The organism is Floridaenema fluviatile BLCC-F154, assembly GCF_041929135.1.
Taxonomy (GTDB): Bacteria; Cyanobacteriota; Cyanobacteriia; order Cyanobacteriales; family Aerosakkonemataceae; genus Floridanema; species Floridanema fluviatile.
Window position 1 is genome coordinate 81,575 of record NZ_JBHFNS010000018.1, and the last position, 16,610, is coordinate 98,184.

The following is a 16,610-nucleotide window of genomic DNA, read 5'->3' on the forward strand; positions in this document are numbered from 1 at the left end:
TAAATGATAGATTTAATTAGTTTAAAACTAAATAAATTGCTTGTCCTAATAACGCCAAAATTAACGTTAAATTTAAAGCGAATATATCGCGTTTGCCTCCAGCAGGTAACTCCGAAACAGGCGGTACTCCTTGATATCCTCTTGCTAACATTGCTTGATAAACGCGATCGCCCCTTTCATAAGTGCGAATAAATAAAGCACCGATCATATTGCCAATTACTTGACGTTGCCAACCGCTATTTCCCGTCAAATTTCGCGAAGCAGCTGCCCGACGCATCGCGTTAAATTCTCCAATTAACACGCTAATATAGCGATACATCGAAGCCAAAATTGCTACTAATAGCGGCGGCATTTTTAAAGCAATTAACCCATTTAATAAAGCTGGAACCGAAGTAGTTAAGGTTAACAGATTTAACATTAATAAAGATAGCAAAGCTTTAATGGTGACGCTACCCAATACAGTTAAACCCTCTGAGGTAATTTTAATAATTCCCCAAGACCAAACAACTTCCCCACCGCTGCGAAACAAAGTCCCAAAAAGAATCACTGCAACAAAAGCAAACTCCACAGCAATCCGTTTAAATAGCACTGGCAAAGTTACCTTACTTAGTAACACTAAAGCAAGGACAGCTATAGCATAAATTCCCCAAGTCCACCATCTACCATTCGGAGTTAAAGCAATAGCAAACACCAAGAGAAGAGTACAAAGAACGCGAGTTTTTGGGGCTAAAGAATGCCAAAAACTAGCTTGTTTGCTATCAATATCTAAGTGAAAGGCGTTGATGTGTAGTAGCATTAGTTGATTAAAGATTTCGGATTTGGGGATTTTAACGCATTGAATATTTAATCTTGGCAAAAAATCCCAAATCCCAAATCTACCCATTGGCTTAAAGAGAATTTCCTGAAGAATCTGAATTGCCGATCCTATCAGATGAATTAGAACGACGAATTACTAATTTACCAATGCCCCATGCCAAACCAAAAGTTGCTAAAGTACCGATTAAACCTGCTAGCGGAGTAGCAATTCCTTCCGGTACACCTCGTAGAGCATATTCATCGAAAATTCCATAAAATGGTAATCTTCTAGCTGGTGCATCTTCAATTGCTCTATCTTCAAATTTTAAGTCTTGAGCAACTCGATCCAAGCCATCGGGATCGGAACTAGCGAAAGGAGAAAGGAAAACACCAACTAACAGAGCTATACCTAATCCCGCAATGATTAAAGCGCGGTTACGTCCTGGCGAATTGTTACTAGTCATAGGGCATTTATGAACGATGTGTTAAAGAACGAGAAGTGCTAAATTTCCGAGGTGGATGGTAAATCAAATCTGGTCTAGTTCGCCAAATAAAACTGACTGCTGCTAATGTGATTATTGCTTCTCCAATGCCAATCAAGATATGCCAAGAAGCCATTGCAGTTAAAGCAATTCCTAATGGTACAGTTCCAGATAAAGCTAATTGAAATGCGGTTAAAATTGCAGCGATAAATACACTTAACCAACTAGCAACCACTGTACCAATAGCGACTCCTTTCCAGCTATCTCGACCGATCGCATAACGTATTGTGCGGTATACATAATAACCGCCAAAAGTGCCAATTAAGCCCATATTAGTAATGTTAGCGCCTAATACCGTCAATCCTCCATCTTGAAAGATTGCGGCTTGCACAATAAACACTACTACCATTACTAAAGAGCCTGCCCAAGGGCCTAACAAAACCCCTGCAAGTGTGCCCCCTAATAAGTGTCCCGAAGTGCCTCCCGGAATCGGAAAATTAATCATTTGGGCCGCAAAAATAAAGGCGGCACAAACTCCCATTAATGGGACGGCTTTTTCTTGGTATTCTGCTTGGACTCGATTTAAGGACAAGGCAATTAGAGCGATCGCCAAAATCCAAGTCACCAAACTAACAGGTAAACTTAAAAACCCATCAGGTATGTGTAAGGCTAGCTGTGGTTGGATTAGCCAATGCAACCAAGTTGAAAATGATACATTGAAGAGAAAAAATGAATCCATAATCGATATTTTCTTTGAGCACCCTAATTTTAAGGTGTAACTTTCTTATAAGAACTATTTTTTAGAAAAATTTCAATCCTCTAGGGGGGTATAGAAATTTTCTTACTGGTAGCAAAATTGTTATTTATATAACATGACCGCTTTTGCTGTGACCTTCGAGCAACTGTTCTTTATTATTTCTTTATGATTGATTTTTCACTCCTTCTACACCACTAGTAGTTCGATATTTAATCAGATTTTTGAGCAGTAAGCTGTTACGCATTTAAATCACTTATTAACGAGTAGGGTGCGTCAGACGTTAAAGCCTATGTAGAAAGGAAAATATCTAAATCTGACGCACCCTACAATATGACTTTTAAATGCGTAACAGCTTATTAGCATCATTCCTAACATTTAATAACCGATCTCCTTGCTATTTTGCTGCTTAGGGTTGATGAATTATTTTGCAAATTTACTAATCGCTAGTTAATTATACGGACTCGTAGATTTTCTTCATTTAAACTTTATATTTTTTTCAGTAATTATACTTTTATTTAAAGATTGTGTGAAGAGAGATGTTTACAACTTGCATATTTTACTGTAGTAAATTAATTTAATTTTATCTAAAAGTAGAGATTTACTTAGAAAGTAATCTTGAAAAATATAGATTTTTTTTCAATCAGCTATTGGCGGCAATCCAGCCAGTAAAAAATTCACAAAAATATCACAAATTTGTGAACAGAAAGAATATTTCTGTTTTTTGCTCAGGGGTTTGCTTTAAGTTAAACCTGATATCTCATTTCAGGAAAATAGCAAAAAAATAAGTTGTGTCTCCCAATTTTAACCAAACTCCAGATATAGAACCATGCCAGTATTACCGAAAAAATCGGAAAATCACCCCAGCAAAATTGTCACAGAATTACCAAATTCTGCCGCAAATATTTCTAAATTTACAGATGGGGAAAGACTGACCTTACTCAAATGTTTTGCTAGCAGAGCAACCAAAGATCTGTTAACCCGTTCCCAAGGAGTAAACAACCTACAAGAACATTTACAAGCCGCCATTAGTTGGCTCAAACGATCTCACGATGTCACACCAGATGACGGGGTGAGTTGGGGATATTCCCTAAAAGGAGGATGGCGACCTTCCTATCGAGAAACATCCGGTTATATTGCCGTTACATTTTTTAATTTGGCACAGCAATTAAATGATAATGATGCGAGAGAAAGGGCTATAGCGATCGCCAAATGGCTATGCCAAATCCAAAACAACGACGGCTCAATTTCCAATCCCCGCTACGCTTCCACAGGAATTGTCTTTGACACAGGTCAAGTACTATTTGGGTTAGTTAGAGCATTCCAAGAAACTCAAAATCCCCTATTCTTCCAAGCAGCTGAAAAAGCCGGAAACTGGTTAGTTAAAATTGCTGACTCAGACGGAAAATGGACTCGCAATACCCACAACAATATCCCTCACGTTTACAACACCCGCACCGCTTGGGCATTGCTGCAATTAAACAGCATCAACCCCAAAAAAGAATATGAAAAAATTGCCAAAGCTAACCTCGATTGGGCATTAACTCAGCAACACAATGGATTATTCCAACAATGTGCATTTACAGAAGGAGTTGCCCCATTTACTCATACCATTGCTTACACAATTCGCGGTCTTTTTGAATCGAGTATTTTGCTCGATGAAGACAAATATCTTAATGCTGCTATTTTAGCTGCGGAAACCATGCTGAAATATGTACGTTCCGATGGATTTATTCCCGGTCAAATCGATCTGCGAGGTAATCCACAAGGGAACTACAGTTGCTTAACTGGTAATTGCCAAATGGCAATTATTTGGTGCAAACTTTTTCAACGCACAGCCGATCAAGTTTATTATTGGGCAGCCGCAGATAGCTTGCGATATGTAATGTCTTACCAAGATATCCGCACCTCTGATTTAAACATTTTTGGTGGAATTAAAGGTTCTCAACCAATTTGGGGAAAATACACCCGTCTTTCTTATCCAAACTGGGCGGCAAAGTTCTTTGTTGATGCGTTAATGATGCTATCGAGGTAATTATGAATAGAGTCGAAATTCTCAACAGTTGGTTGAATTATATAGCCCAAGAAGACAAGCTGAAAGTTCCTGTTACTAACAGATTACCAATTCTTAATGGTTATTTCGATCATGTAACTATTGACGAGACTGTTGACTGGGCAACACAATGGATTAAGTCAGGTTGTAGAGGATATATCTGTACAGTAAATGTAGCCATTTTAATGATGATGGCTTCAGATCGGCGGCTACAAAAATTTATTAATAAAGCTGCTTTAGTTGTTGCAGATGGTAAACCGATCGTTTGGGCTTCTCGGTGGCTGTCTCGCCCATTGCCAGAACGAGTTACAGGGATTGATTTGATTGATGCTTTGGCAAAACAATCAGAACAAGAGAATTTTAGCATTTACTTGTTAGGTGCAAAAAAAGCAGTAATTGAAACTGTCGCTGCACGTCTGCAAGCTAAATATCCCAAGTTAAAAATATCCGGTGTTGCTGATGGATATTTTTCCCCAGATGAAGCACCTGAAAGAGTGAAAGAAATTCGCGAAAGTGGTGCTAATATTCTCTTGGTAGGAATGGGCGTACCAAGACAGGAATTTTTCTTGGAGCAATATTGGTCTGATTTGGGTGTAAATTTAGGACTTGGTGTAGGTGGCAGTTTTGAAGTAATTGCTGGGCAAAAGAAACGCGCACCAAAGTTTATGCAAGAACTGGGATTGGAATGGTTTTACCGTCTGTTTCAAGAACCCCGAAGATTGTGGAAACGTTACTTAATTACGAATTCTCGGTTTATTTACTGTTTGCTAGCTGAGTTGTTCGCTAAAGCTTTCTTGGGTAATAGTATTGCTTACAGTAATGTTAGCTTTCGACGAGCTAAGTTAGCAGTTGAATAATTTTTTCTGGTTTAAGGGAAAGGAAAAGTTTACTTTTTTGTTTCTCCCTTTCCCTTTTTCTTGGTTAAGTACGTCGCGTTTTTTTTGGTCATGGCGATCGCACCCTGTTGATTTCTCTCTGGCGACTTTCTCACCATCAGAAAACCTGAGTTACTTTTGAAACAGGTTCACTCTATCTTCTTTTAGCAATAATCCAAATCGCATGAACTAATCCGGGAACATATCCTAACAATGTTAATAGGATATTTAGCCAAAACTGTCCCCCAAAACCAACTTGTAAGAATACTCCTAAAGGTGGTAGAAAAATCGCAACTATAATTCGGACGACATCCATAAAAACTACCTTGGTTTTTACTTAAACTTCTATCTCAATCATAGCGATGCAACTTCTAAATGAGGGGTTTCACAGTCTAGACTTTGGCTTCAAGAATAACCAACTGACGAACAAGAAGGAGGCTGTAAATAATTGACTGATATCCATTGCGGAGAGATAGCCGTCTGCTAGGGTGGCTATTGTGCGATCGCTAATCCCAAACAACCAAGAAGAAATCCCAATAAACCAAATTCCACTCTTTAAGCGACCTAAAAACCTCGCCGTCTCTGATTTTTGCTCTTTATTCATGACTTATCCGCCTTTTCTGCAAATATCTCCTGCTGGTACAGGAATGCTTACTTTTCACAATCCGATGCCTATCCCCGATTCACTCCAATATTAAGAAGTGTTTTAATTACTTGACATAATTCCAAATATATACATTAAAAACTGTGATTAAAATAACCTTTACTGTCCAGAAACAAATAATCTGCCTTTGGACATAGCTTGTGCGACTGGGAAAATTAGCCTTTAGTTAGCAGGTGCAAGATCTCAGTAATTATTGCGTTTGTGTTGGGGCGGCTAAATACAATAGTATGATTTAAACCTAATTCATTGATTGAATTTTGCTGAATGGCGATCGCAATTGATTTTGGTACTAGCAATACTGTAATTACTCGCTGGAACCCTGTAACCCAGCAAGCAGAAACCTGGAATTTACCGGAAATTTCTGTCACCTTGGCACAAAATCCGCCCTTAATTCCCAGTTTGCTTTATGTTGAAGATGCTTATGCTGGTAATGTTGTAGTTGGACAGGCGGTGCGCGATCGGGGTTTGGATATCAAAACCGACCCTCGCTTTTTCCGCAGTTTTAAACGGGGAATAGGTGCAGATATTCAAGGTTTTCTCCCCGAATTAGATGGGCAAATTGTTACTTTTGAAAAAGTCGGACAATGGTTTCTCACTAATATAATTGAAAAGTTACAAGAAACTTCCCCCGATGTCGGACAATCTTTAATATTAACTGTTCCCGTAGATAGCTTTGAAGCTTATCGTAATTGGTTAGGTGAAGTATGTAAAACTTTGCCAGTAGAACAAGTGCGAATGTTGGACGAACCAACCGCAGCTGCTTTAGGTTACGGAATGCAAGATCAACAAATTATTTTAGTTGTTGATTTTGGTGGAGGAACCCTGGATCTTTCCTTGGTACGTTTGGATAGTATCGCTGCTAAAAAACCCATAGGTTTTATTTTGAAATGGGGGCAAAAATCCCTAGCAGAAAGTTCCGGTCAAAAGGTCAAAACCGCCCGTGTTCTCGCTAAAGCTGGACAAAATTTAGGCGGTACAGATATTGATAATTGGTTGGTTGATTACTTCGCCAAAACTCAGGGAATCGAAGCGACACCATTAACAACTCGGTTAGCCGAAAAGTTGAAAATCGAACTTTCTTTGCAAAAACAGGCGAGTGAGGTTTATTTTGATGATGAAACCTTTGAAAGTTACGAATTAGCCTTAGATCGAGATACTTTTGAAACCATCCTTAAAGAACAGCAATTTTTTGACAAATTGGATGATTCCATGACCCAGGTTTTGCAACAAGCAAGGCGACAAGGGATCGAAATTGCTGATATTGATGCAGTCTTGTTAGTCGGTGGAACTGTGCAAATTCCGGCGGTGCAAACGTGGGTACAGCAATATTTTGATGTAACAAAGATTCGTTGTGAAAAGCCTTTTGAAGCGATCGCCCAAGGTGCCTTACAACTTACCCAAGGTATCGAGTTAAAAGACTTTCTTTATCACAGCTACGGGATTCGTTATTGGGATCGCAAACTGAATCGTCATAATTGGCATTCTTTAATTAAAGAAGGGCAACCTTATCCAATGAGCGAACCTGTAGAATTATTGTTGGGCGCTTCCGTGGAAAATCAACCCAGCATTGAGTTAATTATCGGCGAATTAGGGACACAAACAGGTGCTACTGAAGTTTACTTTGATGGCGATCGCTTAGTCACCCGAAATCTCGCTAGCGGAGAAACCCAAGTCAAACCTTTAAACGATCGCCAAGGTGCCCGCACGATCGCCCAATTAACACCACCGGGATATCCGGGAAGCGATCGAATTAAACTACTTTTTCAAGTTGACGCTGAACGCTTTTTGAGAATTACAGTGGAAGACTTATTCACCAAACAAATTCTCTTAGAAAATCAGCCAGTAGTTCAACTTAGTTAATCGTTCAAAAATACATTGTTGCGCTTAAGCGCAACAATGTATTTTTCTAACGGCGAATTACCACTCTAGTTCCTGATCCCGCCCAATTATATAATTTGCGGGCTTGACTTACTGGTAAATTAATACAGCCATGACTAACTGGAGTGCCAAAACGATTATGCCAATAAGCTCCATGAATTGCATAACCTCCAGAATAGAACATAGTATAAGGAACATTAGGAGCTACATATCCCCGTCCCCGCATAGTTTTATATCGATACTTTCTTTGAATTGCATAAGTACCGACACGAGTAGGAGTACGACGCTTACCGCTAGAAATGCGAATTGAATAAATCCTTCTGCCATTTTGCCAAGCATATAAACGTTGGCTAGATAGATTAACTTCAATCCAACGACCTGACCTAGTTCTTGTTGACCTTGGTGCAGCCGAAGAAGGTACAGACCAAGCAAATAAACTACTAATAATTAACGCTAAACCTACCCAAAAAACACCTGAACGACGTAACCAAGCTGAGCGAATGATTGTTTCCATAAATTCACATCCTCCTTGGCATCTAGATTACTCTGATAAAGTTAGAAAAGCAATTAAAAATTAAGAAATGAAAACCTCATAAATTACCAAGCCAAAGGAGTTATTTGTGCAACTTCCTTTGGCTTGGTTACTGTTAAGTATGTAAAGATTTTTGAGCCAGATTTAAAATTTAATTACAAATCTAAAACAAACTTACCTAAGTTTCTCTTAACGATGTACAATCACTGGCGTTCCCACAGAAGCCCATTGAAAAACTTTCTCTGCTTCTGAAACTCGCAGATTTACGCAACCATGACTAACTGGCGTACCAAAACGGTTGTGCCAATAAGCTCCATGAATTGCATAGCCACCAGAAAAATACATAATATAAGGAACAGAAGGAACATTGTAACCTGGCCCTCGCATTCTCCCAGATACGTGCTTAGATTGGACGGTAAAAGTTCCTGTAATTGTGGGAGTTGCAGATTTACCAGTGGAAACAGTTAAAGTATAAAGTTTATTTGAGCCTTCCCAAGCAGTCAGTTTTTGTTCGGAAAGATCGACTTCAATCCAGCGTTTTTCTGACTGTTGCAAGGTGGCAATTCTTTCCGCGATAATGTTTTCTCGGTTTCGCATACTTTGGGCTAATGTAGCTGATGTTGACCAAGAAAATAATGTTGTCAAAGTCAAGGTTGTACCGATTAAGCAACGACTTAAGGTACTTATTTTGTTATTCATGATTTGCTACCTCATTTCACACAAGTAAACCTCTACATTTAGGTTTCCCAGTATTGAGGAATAACTACAGTTTTTGGTGGGTAAGTTTCTGCAAATATTATCTTTTTTTTACAAATTTAAGGGAAAATTTAAAACTTTGTCGGGGTGATTTTGGAGTTTAATTGGTGCGTTACGTTATTACGCTTCGCACCCTACTGGCTACTTTAGAGAATTGATACCGCAATCCCTAGTCCCCAATCCCTAGTCATGCACAACTACTGGCGTTCCCACAGTTGCCCATTTAAATAACCATGCAGCGTGATTTGGTGCGACGTTAATGCAACCGTGGCTGACTGGAGTGCCGAAACGGTTGTGCCAGTAAGCACCGTGGATGGCGTAGCCTCTGTGAAAGTACATCGTGTGAGGTACATTGGGCACATCATAACCTGGGCCAGTCATTCTGGCGGTGCGGTGTTTTGTTTGGATGGCGAAGGTTCCTAAAACGGTGGGAGTAGCACTTTTTCCGGTGGAAACGATGACAGCGTAAACTGGTTTTGTTCCTTCCCAAGCGACTAATCTTTGGTTGGAAAGGTCGATTTGAATCCAGCGTTGTTCTGTTTCTTGCAATTCTAAGATTTTGTTAGCTATTCGATCGGATTGTGCAGTGATTGTTTCGGTATTTGACCAAGCAGGTAGTCCAGTGAAACTAATTAATGCACTTACTAATAATGCTCCAGAATAGCGTATCCAGATAGAAGAATCAGTTTTATTCATCATTTTTACCTCTATGGGTTGAGGGTTTGACTTCATGTTAATCAAATTAATTCATTGGGTCAATCTTGAATTTGCTGCATTAAGTTTTGGGCATTTCTACTAATTGCTTGCCAATCTGATTTTTTAATTAAATTTTGTGGAAACAAATCTCCAGCTAGTCCGACAGCGATCGCACCCGCAAGTAAAAATTCTCGGGCATTTTTTAAGGTGACTCCTCCAGTGGGAATTAAGGGAATATTTCCTAATGGCCCTTGTAAACTGCGAATATAGTTTGCTCCCCCTACAGATTGAATCGGAAATACTTTTATACAAGTAGCTCCAGCTTGCCAAGCTGTGACAATTTCGGTGGGCGAAAGTGCGCCTGGGACGATCGGAATATTGGCTTTAACTGCGGTTTGAATTAAAGTTAAATCTGTGTGAGGAGTAAAGAGAAATTCTGCGCCAGAGTCGATCGCTCTTTCTAGCTGTTCTAAATTTAACAAAGTGCCACTACCGATTTGACAATCTGCTAATTCTTGGCGCAAATAGCTAATAATTTTTTCTGGGCGATCGCTATTCCAAGTAATCTCAATTAATTTCATTCCTCCCGCTGCTACCGCTTTCGCCATTTCGCAACCTTGTTCCCAACTTTGGGCGCGAATTACGGCGATCGCTCTTTGCTGCCGTAGCATTTTTAACCACGTTTGACTAGACATTTCCATTCATTTACTTTGGGAAAATTTTTTGTATGCTAATATTTGCTGATTGTTTTCCTCAATTCCATACTTTTTTATCAGTAGTTATGGGAAGAAATTAATTTTATTTATTTTCTAATTATTCACTTAAAACTTTTATCTTAGCATTTTATAACCGAAAATAAAATAAAGATTTATTTGCTGATTAAATGAATTCTAAGTAACTCTTTACCTCTGATGACAGAGTTCTAAACAAAGGGAATAATTCGCTAGAAAGAGGTATCGAAAGCACTTTTTTTCTAACATTCTCCTGTAGACAAGTCGAGGAAGTAAATTATGGCCTTAGCTAAGATCGAAAATTTTTATCCCAATTACCGTGACGAACTATTTGACGGTGAAGATGTCAAGGGATTGGACGTTTATGCTGATGGCAGCGACGACAAGATTGGTACAATCAAAGATGTTCTAGTTGACGATCAGAGCGGTCGCTTCCGGTACTTTGTTGTAGATACAGGCTTTTGGGTATTCGGTAAAAAAGTATTGTTACCTGTTGGTCGCTCTCGCATTGATGCTAATGCAGAACGCATTTATGCAGTTGGATTAACGAAAGAACAAGTAGAACAATTACCCGAATTTGATGAGCTTGAGAAAGTCGATTACGATTACGAAGATCGAGTCAGAGGAGTTTATCATCCTCAAGCTACTCCAGAACCAAAAGTTGCGACTAATCAGCGCCATACCTACGACTATGAACAACAGCCAAATTTGTATGGTATCAACGACACCGATCATCAAAAGTTGAGATTGTACGAAGAACGATTAGTTGCTAACAAAATGCGCCACAAAGTAGGCGAAGTAGCAATTGGTAAGCACGTTGAAAATCAAACCGCTAAAGTTTCTGTACCAGTGGAAAAAGAACGAGTGATCGTCGAAAGATCTACTCCTACAAATGCGGGAACTGCAACTAACGCCAACTTTGGTGAAGGCGAAATGGCACGGATGGAAGTTTACGAAGAAGTGCCAGAAATTCGCAAGGAAGCGTTTGTTCGCGAAGAAGTTAGTGTGAGAAAAGAAGTCGATCGCGAAAGTGTAAGTGCAGAAGAAACCCTGCGTCGTGAAGAATTGGATGTGAAGAATCAAGGTAACTTGAAAGAAGAAAAAACTCGGCGCAAACAATAAAATTTTGCTGTGCAGAGCTTTACCGCAGACGGCGGTGCTAGAACAACAAATGCAGCTTACGCTAACATTTCCAGTTTGGCAATGTACAAGCGTAAGCTGTGCTATCACTAATTAGGCAAAATGTGGTGGATATTCTCATAGATTGAGCGAAAAAACTAATCAGTTCCATCTCTAGGAAGAGGTAAATAAAGCAAGAAATTTATTAGGTTTATAGAGTGTTAAAACACAATGGAATAAAGGAGATTAAAAATATGGCATTGATGAAACTTGAAGATTTTGAACCTAATTATACCCAAAGTTTTGAAGGCGACGACGTGAAAAATTTTGGAGTATATACCGAATCTGAAGAAAAAATTGGTTCTGTCAGCAATGTTTTAGTTGATGAAGAAGGACGTTTTCGTTATTTAGTAGTTGATTTAGGCTTTTGGATTTTTGGTAAGAAAGTTTTATTACCAGTTGGTCTTTCCCGAATCGATTATAATGCCGATCGGGTATACGCCATGAATATGACTCGGAAACAAGCAGAAGATCTACCAGAATTTAACGAAAATACCATCACAGATTTTGATTACGAAGAAAGAGTAAGAAGAGTGTATCGCGATTCTTACAATACTAATGTAGGTACAGGTTATCAAAACTTCGATCGCAATACTTACGACTACGAACAAGAACCGAGTTTCTTTGGCATGAACGATCGCGATCACCAAACATTTAGACTCTACGAAGAACGCTTAATTGCTAACAAGAGTCGCCGCAAAGCAGGTGAAGTAGCTATTGGTAAGCACGTGGAAACTGAAAGAGCACAAGTTTCAGTTCCCGTGGAAAAAGAACGAGTAATCATTGAACGAAATACACCAGTAGATGCAGGAAGAAGTGTCACTCCAGGTGACGTTAACTTCCGCGAAGGAGAAGTAGCACGCATCGAAGTTTACGAAGAAACTCCTGACATTCATAAAGAAGCTTTCGTGCGCGAAGAAGTTAATGTCAAGAAAGTAGTCGATCGCGACACAGTAGAGCGACAAGAAACAGTCCGTCGGGAAAGATTAGATATCGATACTGATGGTAATCCCATTATCGATAACTCCGATCGCATTTAAGCAACTTTGACGAATAAGTTGTTGAAATAATAATTCAAATGAGCGTTTAAACACTACTCAGGCGGGGCAAAATAAAGCTCTGCCTATACTTTTAAATAGCCTGTAATCAAGTTATCAAATGGGGGAAACAATGGACAATCAAGCTGCTGCCAAAAAGACAGAAATGAGCAAACACAATTTACGAGTTAAAATCTTGTTAGATAATTTAAGACAAAAACTAAAAAACTTTCGCGTGTTGGATAATCAAGGAACAGAAATTGGCACAGTTAATGATGTTTACTTGAGTAACACTCGTCAAATTAACTTACTAATATCGCCAGGAAATTTACCAAAAGCTCATACTTTTTCCCTGAGAAGTAATCAAATTCAGCAAGTTGATTACCCAAATAAATCGATTTTGGCAAATATTGAGCAATCAGAAATTCCTTCCATGCTGGCATCTCCTCAATCTGCAAAAATTAGCCAAGAAGATACTCAATCAAATTTGTCTGATGGTTATGTGAATAATCCCGAATCTTCCGATTCAATTACTACAGAGGTTTTAGAACAAGAAGTGATTCGTCTGCTAGAAGAAAGATTAGTTGTTAATCACGAAAAACGCAAAGTAGGCGAAGTAATTGTCCGTAAAGAAATTGAAACTCGCATGGTAGAAGTGCCAGTTAAATATGAAAAATTGATTGTAGAACAAGTTAGTCCAGAGTCCAAAGTGATCGCCGAAGTTGATTTAAGTCAACAACCAGATGATGCTACGGGAACTAGGGAAATTGCTTTTCAGCAAACTAACAGCAATAACACTGTCAAAGGAGAATTTACTTCACCAAAAACTGCCAGCCTTTTATTAGATGCGATCGATAAACAAAAGCATCATGATTGTAAACTAGTGCGAGTAGAAATTGTACTGGATAATCCCGAAAATCTTAGGACTTATCAGGAGTGGTTCGATCGCTGCTCTGGTACATAAACTTTTCTCAGCCTCAAGGCGACAAACTGAACAAATAATATTAATGGGGCAAAAACTTTGAGTATAAATTAAGTTAAATGCCCCATTTTTACTTGGGAAGACAGCAGAATTACTAGTACAACTGGCTTAATCATGATAGGATAAGTAGGATAGGGGTTGATTTTCACAATTTCTCCTGTCAAAATACGCAAAGAAGTAAAATTCCCTTCAGGAAGGAAGGCAAAAGCGTATGTGTATCTAAATAATTGCTGAGTAATAATAATTATCTGCTACTTCCCCTTAGACTCAGACAAGTTTCCGTAATACTGGTGCAACTTTTAGTAAAAAATGATTCAATATTAGTTGATGTAGTTGGGAATAATAAAGTTAGCAGAGCTAGGTTGGTTGCAAAAAGCGATATTTGACAGGCAGAATCAGCTGTAGTTAAAAGTACCTTGTCAGACATAGACAGAAAGAAACATACTAGAAATTAGTTGTATCTATCTGGATTTTCTCGCCAAAACACCTCCAAAAGTGGTTTTTTTAGTAAAAATACTTACCAAAATTGGCTTTTAAGTATAAGATTTCCCCAATGAAAATAAGTAAAATACTTCGTTAATTATAAAAAAGGAGATAACTGAAAATTAATGTTTACCCCTCCCCGTCCTCCACTTGTAAACACTCGCGTTAATCACACTGATTATGTCCGTGTTCTGAGCATTACTCCTGACGGACAAACGTTAATTACTGGCAACTCTCAGGATATTAGAGTTTGGCATTTAGTAAGTGGTAAATTACTTCGGATTCTGCAAGGTCATTTAGAGCCTGTGCGATCGCTTGCTATTAGTCCTGGGGGTAAGATTTTAGTCAGTGGTAGTAACGATCGCACGATTAAAATTTGGTGTTTAGAAAACGGCAGCTTACTGCGAACTCTCACAGGTCATTTAGGCGCAGTTTTAGCATTAAAAATTAGTTCCGATGGACAAACATTAGTCAGCGGCAGTAATGATAATAGCATTAAAATTTGGAACCTAAAAGATGGCAAATTACTGCGGAATCTTACCGGACATTCTAGCTCAGTAATGGCACTTACCATGAGTCCAGATGGAGAAAATATAATCAGCGGGAGTTTCGATCATACTATTAAAATTTGGCAAACCAGCAATGGCAAAATACTTCGCAATATCAAAGCACATTGTAATTGGGTAGCTTCCTTAGTTATGAGTCCTGATGGTCAAACCTTTGCCAGTGGGAGTTCTGACCAAACAATTAAAATCTGGCAACTTAAAACAGGTAAATTACTCACTACACTTAAAGGTCATTCTAATTGGATAGATGCACTAGCAATTAGTTCTAATGGTCAAACTTTAGCTAGTAGCGGTTCCGATCAAACAATTAAAATTTGGCAATTAGGAAAAGATGGCAAACCCCGAACCACACCAATATATAATTTGACTGGTCATCAAGGAGCAATTGTATCTCTAGCAATCACTCCTGATAACCAAACTTTAGTTAGTAGTAGTGATGATAATACTGTGAGATTTTGGCAATTAAGTACTGGTAAATTGCTGCGAATTATTAACAATAAAGATAACAATTCCTTTTATTTTACCAGTTCTGAAAAACCAGCTATGTTGAGTGATGATGACGACAGCACAATTAGAATGTGGCGTGTACGTTAGATTTGTGAATTTATGAGCCATTTCGCCCAATTCATTAAGATATATTCGATGAACGTGATCGCCATTCAATAAATCTTGATATGGGCGAGTTTGACTTTGCTCGATCGTTCGCGAGGGATAAATCTTAAGTTGCTAAACTTGGACGATGTTGCATCCAGGGTTTAGCAGCTTCAATTTGGGCGGCTAAAGAAATTAAAGTTGCTTCCGCTGCTGGACGACCTACTAATTGTACTCCTAAAGGTAAACCTGTGGCTGAATTAAAACCCATTGGAATAGCGATCGATGGTTGTCCGCTAGCATTAAAAGGCGGACAAGGTGCTACCCAATTAATCACTTTTGCCAAGGTTTCTTCGGGAGACAATTCTGCCCATTCACCAACCCGAATTGTGGGGTGCATAAACACAGGTAATACCAAAACATCAAAATTATCAAAAAAGGCCACAATACGCCTTGCAATTATTTGCATTTGCGCCACAGCTTGTAAATATTGTCCTGTAGTGCAACTATTTTCAGCTAACCATTTATTCACTTTATCTAAGGCAGCTGAAGGGATTCCCGCAGCTACTACACCTGATTGCCAAACTAATCGAAACGGTTCGACTAAACCATTAAAATCTGGACAAGCTTCCGTAACTTTGTGACCCATTTCTGTTAAAAGTTGTACAGTTTCTAATACTGGTTTTTGGCAAATTGGATCGGCTTCGCCCAAGGGTAAAAGGGTATTAGAAAAAGCGATTTTCAAAGAACCAGGATTTTGCTTAGTTGCTGCCAAAAATGAGGGATTTGGATCTTGTAACCAATAGGGATCTCCGGTAATATAACCGGACATAACATCAAGTAATGCTGCGGCATCTGCTACAGTATGGGCGATCGGACCACTAACAGCAATTCCACTTAATCGATCGCCCACAGGCGCATAAGAAATCCGACCTCTCGAAGGTTTAATTCCCACCACACCGCAACAAAAAGCTGGGCCCCTAATTGAACCACCACCATCCGAACCTTGGGCAAGAGCACATAACCCCGCTGCCACCGAAGCCGCTGCACCACCACTCGATCCCCCAGGCGTATATTCCACATTCCAAGGATTTCTCGCAGGCGGAAAACCTAGCGGTTCTGTATAAGGTAAAGAACCCAATTCCGAAGCAGCAGTTTTTCCCAAAATTGTAAAACCAGCTGCTTTAATTTTACTCACAACCCCATCATCATAAGTAGCAATTTGATTCATTAAAACTGGCGAACCAAAAGTACAGCGAACACCCGCAACCGAAGTCAAATCTTTAATCGAAATTGGCACAGCAAAAAAAGGCGGCAAATCTGACTTACTTACTGCTAATTGTTCAGTTTTCGCCTTCGCATCTGCTATCGCTGACTCTGCTGTGACAGTAAAATAACTCCCTAATTGTGGGTTTAAACTTTCGATCCGTGACAAATAAATTTCAACTAATTCTAAAGGCGAAATTTCCCCTTTTTTAATTAGTTGCGCTTGTTCTAAAGCCGGAGTAAATGCTAAATCAATTGGATTCATGATTAAACCTTTAGGTTAGTTGCGA

General features: G+C 39.1%; 17 protein-coding genes and 1 pseudogene. 7 read left to right on the plus strand and 11 right to left on the minus strand.

What is annotated here, in order from left to right:
* Window positions 1-16: 16 nt before the first annotated feature.
* The 3 genes from cbiQ to ACE1B6_RS03230 form a co-directional block, all read right to left on the minus strand.
* Window positions 17-796 (minus strand): cobalt ECF transporter T component CbiQ, encoded by a 780-nt coding sequence (gene cbiQ / locus ACE1B6_RS03220; RefSeq protein ID WP_413255791.1) that lies wholly within the window; start codon window positions 794-796, stop codon window positions 17-19.
* Window positions 797-887: 91 nt separating this feature from the next.
* Window positions 888-1,259 carry a PDGLE domain-containing protein gene (locus ACE1B6_RS03225; RefSeq protein ID WP_413255792.1) on the minus strand — a complete coding sequence of 124 codons (372 nt, stop codon included), beginning with the start codon at window positions 1,257-1,259 and terminating at the stop codon, window positions 888-890.
* Window positions 1,260-1,266: 7 nt separating this feature from the next.
* A complete protein-coding gene (locus tag ACE1B6_RS03230) occupies window positions 1,267-2,016 on the minus strand; it encodes an energy-coupling factor ABC transporter permease (protein WP_413255793.1) in 750 nt (249 codons plus the stop codon).
* 844 nt (window positions 2,017-2,860) lie between these two features.
* Between ACE1B6_RS03230 and ACE1B6_RS03235 the strand changes: the two genes are divergently transcribed.
* Together ACE1B6_RS03235 and ACE1B6_RS03240 are read left to right on the plus strand one after the other, a co-directional pair.
* Window positions 2,861-4,066, plus strand: a complete 1,206-nt coding sequence (locus ACE1B6_RS03235) for a prenyltransferase/squalene oxidase repeat-containing protein (protein WP_413255794.1) — start codon at window positions 2,861-2,863, stop codon at window positions 4,064-4,066.
* A gap of 2 nt (window positions 4,067-4,068) precedes the next feature.
* The gene (locus ACE1B6_RS03240; protein WP_413255795.1) at window positions 4,069-4,941 is read left to right on the plus strand and encodes a WecB/TagA/CpsF family glycosyltransferase; all 873 of its coding nucleotides are present in this window, start codon (window positions 4,069-4,071) and stop codon (window positions 4,939-4,941) included.
* Window positions 4,942-5,113: 172 nt separating this feature from the next.
* On the opposite strand, the gene ACE1B6_RS03245 is transcribed toward ACE1B6_RS03240, so the two are convergent.
* Complete coding sequence (locus tag ACE1B6_RS03245) at window positions 5,114-5,275, minus strand: YqaE/Pmp3 family membrane protein (protein WP_413255796.1); 162 nt, start codon at window positions 5,273-5,275, stop codon at window positions 5,114-5,116.
* Between the two features lie 69 nt (window positions 5,276-5,344).
* Window positions 5,345-5,563, minus strand: coding sequence for a hypothetical protein (locus ACE1B6_RS03250; protein ID WP_413255797.1), 219 nt, complete (start codon window positions 5,561-5,563; stop codon window positions 5,345-5,347).
* A gap of 324 nt (window positions 5,564-5,887) precedes the next feature.
* On the opposite strand from ACE1B6_RS03250, the gene ACE1B6_RS03255 reads away from it, so the two are divergent.
* On the plus strand, window positions 5,888-7,483 hold the full coding sequence (locus ACE1B6_RS03255) for an Hsp70 family protein (protein ID WP_413255798.1): 1,596 nt from the start codon (window positions 5,888-5,890) through the stop codon (window positions 7,481-7,483).
* A gap of 46 nt (window positions 7,484-7,529) precedes the next feature.
* On the opposite strand, the gene ACE1B6_RS03260 is transcribed toward ACE1B6_RS03255, so the two are convergent.
* The 4 genes from ACE1B6_RS03260 to ACE1B6_RS03275 all read right to left on the minus strand — a co-directional run bounded on the left by ACE1B6_RS03260 (window position 7,530) and on the right by ACE1B6_RS03275 (window position 10,180).
* Complete coding sequence (locus ACE1B6_RS03260; protein ID WP_413255799.1) at window positions 7,530-8,015, minus strand: L,D-transpeptidase; 486 nt, start codon at window positions 8,013-8,015, stop codon at window positions 7,530-7,532.
* A gap of 207 nt (window positions 8,016-8,222) precedes the next feature.
* Window positions 8,223-8,732, minus strand: coding sequence for a L,D-transpeptidase (locus ACE1B6_RS03265; RefSeq protein ID WP_413255800.1), 510 nt, complete (start codon window positions 8,730-8,732; stop codon window positions 8,223-8,225).
* 240 nt (window positions 8,733-8,972) lie between these two features.
* The gene (locus ACE1B6_RS03270; RefSeq protein ID WP_413255801.1) at window positions 8,973-9,488 is read right to left on the minus strand and encodes a L,D-transpeptidase; all 516 of its coding nucleotides are present in this window, start codon (window positions 9,486-9,488) and stop codon (window positions 8,973-8,975) included.
* 56 nt (window positions 9,489-9,544) lie between these two features.
* A complete protein-coding gene (locus ACE1B6_RS03275) occupies window positions 9,545-10,180 on the minus strand; it encodes a bifunctional 4-hydroxy-2-oxoglutarate aldolase/2-dehydro-3-deoxy-phosphogluconate aldolase (RefSeq protein ID WP_413255802.1) in 636 nt (211 codons plus the stop codon).
* 315 nt (window positions 10,181-10,495) lie between these two features.
* On the opposite strand from ACE1B6_RS03275, the gene ACE1B6_RS03280 reads away from it, so the two are divergent.
* The 4 genes from ACE1B6_RS03280 to ACE1B6_RS03295 all read left to right on the plus strand — a co-directional run bounded on the left by ACE1B6_RS03280 (window position 10,496) and on the right by ACE1B6_RS03295 (window position 15,057).
* Complete coding sequence (locus tag ACE1B6_RS03280; protein ID WP_413255803.1) at window positions 10,496-11,338, plus strand: DUF2382 domain-containing protein; 843 nt, start codon at window positions 10,496-10,498, stop codon at window positions 11,336-11,338.
* A 251-nt stretch (window positions 11,339-11,589) separates the two neighbouring features.
* Window positions 11,590-12,435 (plus strand): DUF2382 domain-containing protein, encoded by an 846-nt coding sequence (locus ACE1B6_RS03285; RefSeq protein ID WP_413255804.1) that lies wholly within the window; start codon window positions 11,590-11,592, stop codon window positions 12,433-12,435.
* A 130-nt stretch (window positions 12,436-12,565) separates the two neighbouring features.
* Window positions 12,566-13,396, plus strand: a complete 831-nt coding sequence (locus ACE1B6_RS03290) for a YsnF/AvaK domain-containing protein (protein ID WP_413255805.1) — start codon at window positions 12,566-12,568, stop codon at window positions 13,394-13,396.
* A gap of 626 nt (window positions 13,397-14,022) precedes the next feature.
* Complete coding sequence (locus ACE1B6_RS03295; RefSeq protein WP_413255806.1) at window positions 14,023-15,057, plus strand: WD40 repeat domain-containing protein; 1,035 nt, start codon at window positions 14,023-14,025, stop codon at window positions 15,055-15,057.
* A gap of 12 nt (window positions 15,058-15,069) precedes the next feature.
* Here the strand turns inward: ACE1B6_RS03295 and ACE1B6_RS03300 are convergent.
* Window positions 15,070-15,180, minus strand: a pseudogene (locus ACE1B6_RS03300) (DUF2887 domain-containing protein); the annotation flags it as partial.
* A 1-nt stretch (window position 15,181) separates the two neighbouring features.
* Entirely contained in the window at window positions 15,182-16,585 is a 1,404-nt protein-coding gene (locus tag ACE1B6_RS03305) for an amidase (RefSeq protein WP_413255807.1), read from the minus strand.
* Window positions 16,586-16,610: the final 25 nt, after the last annotated feature.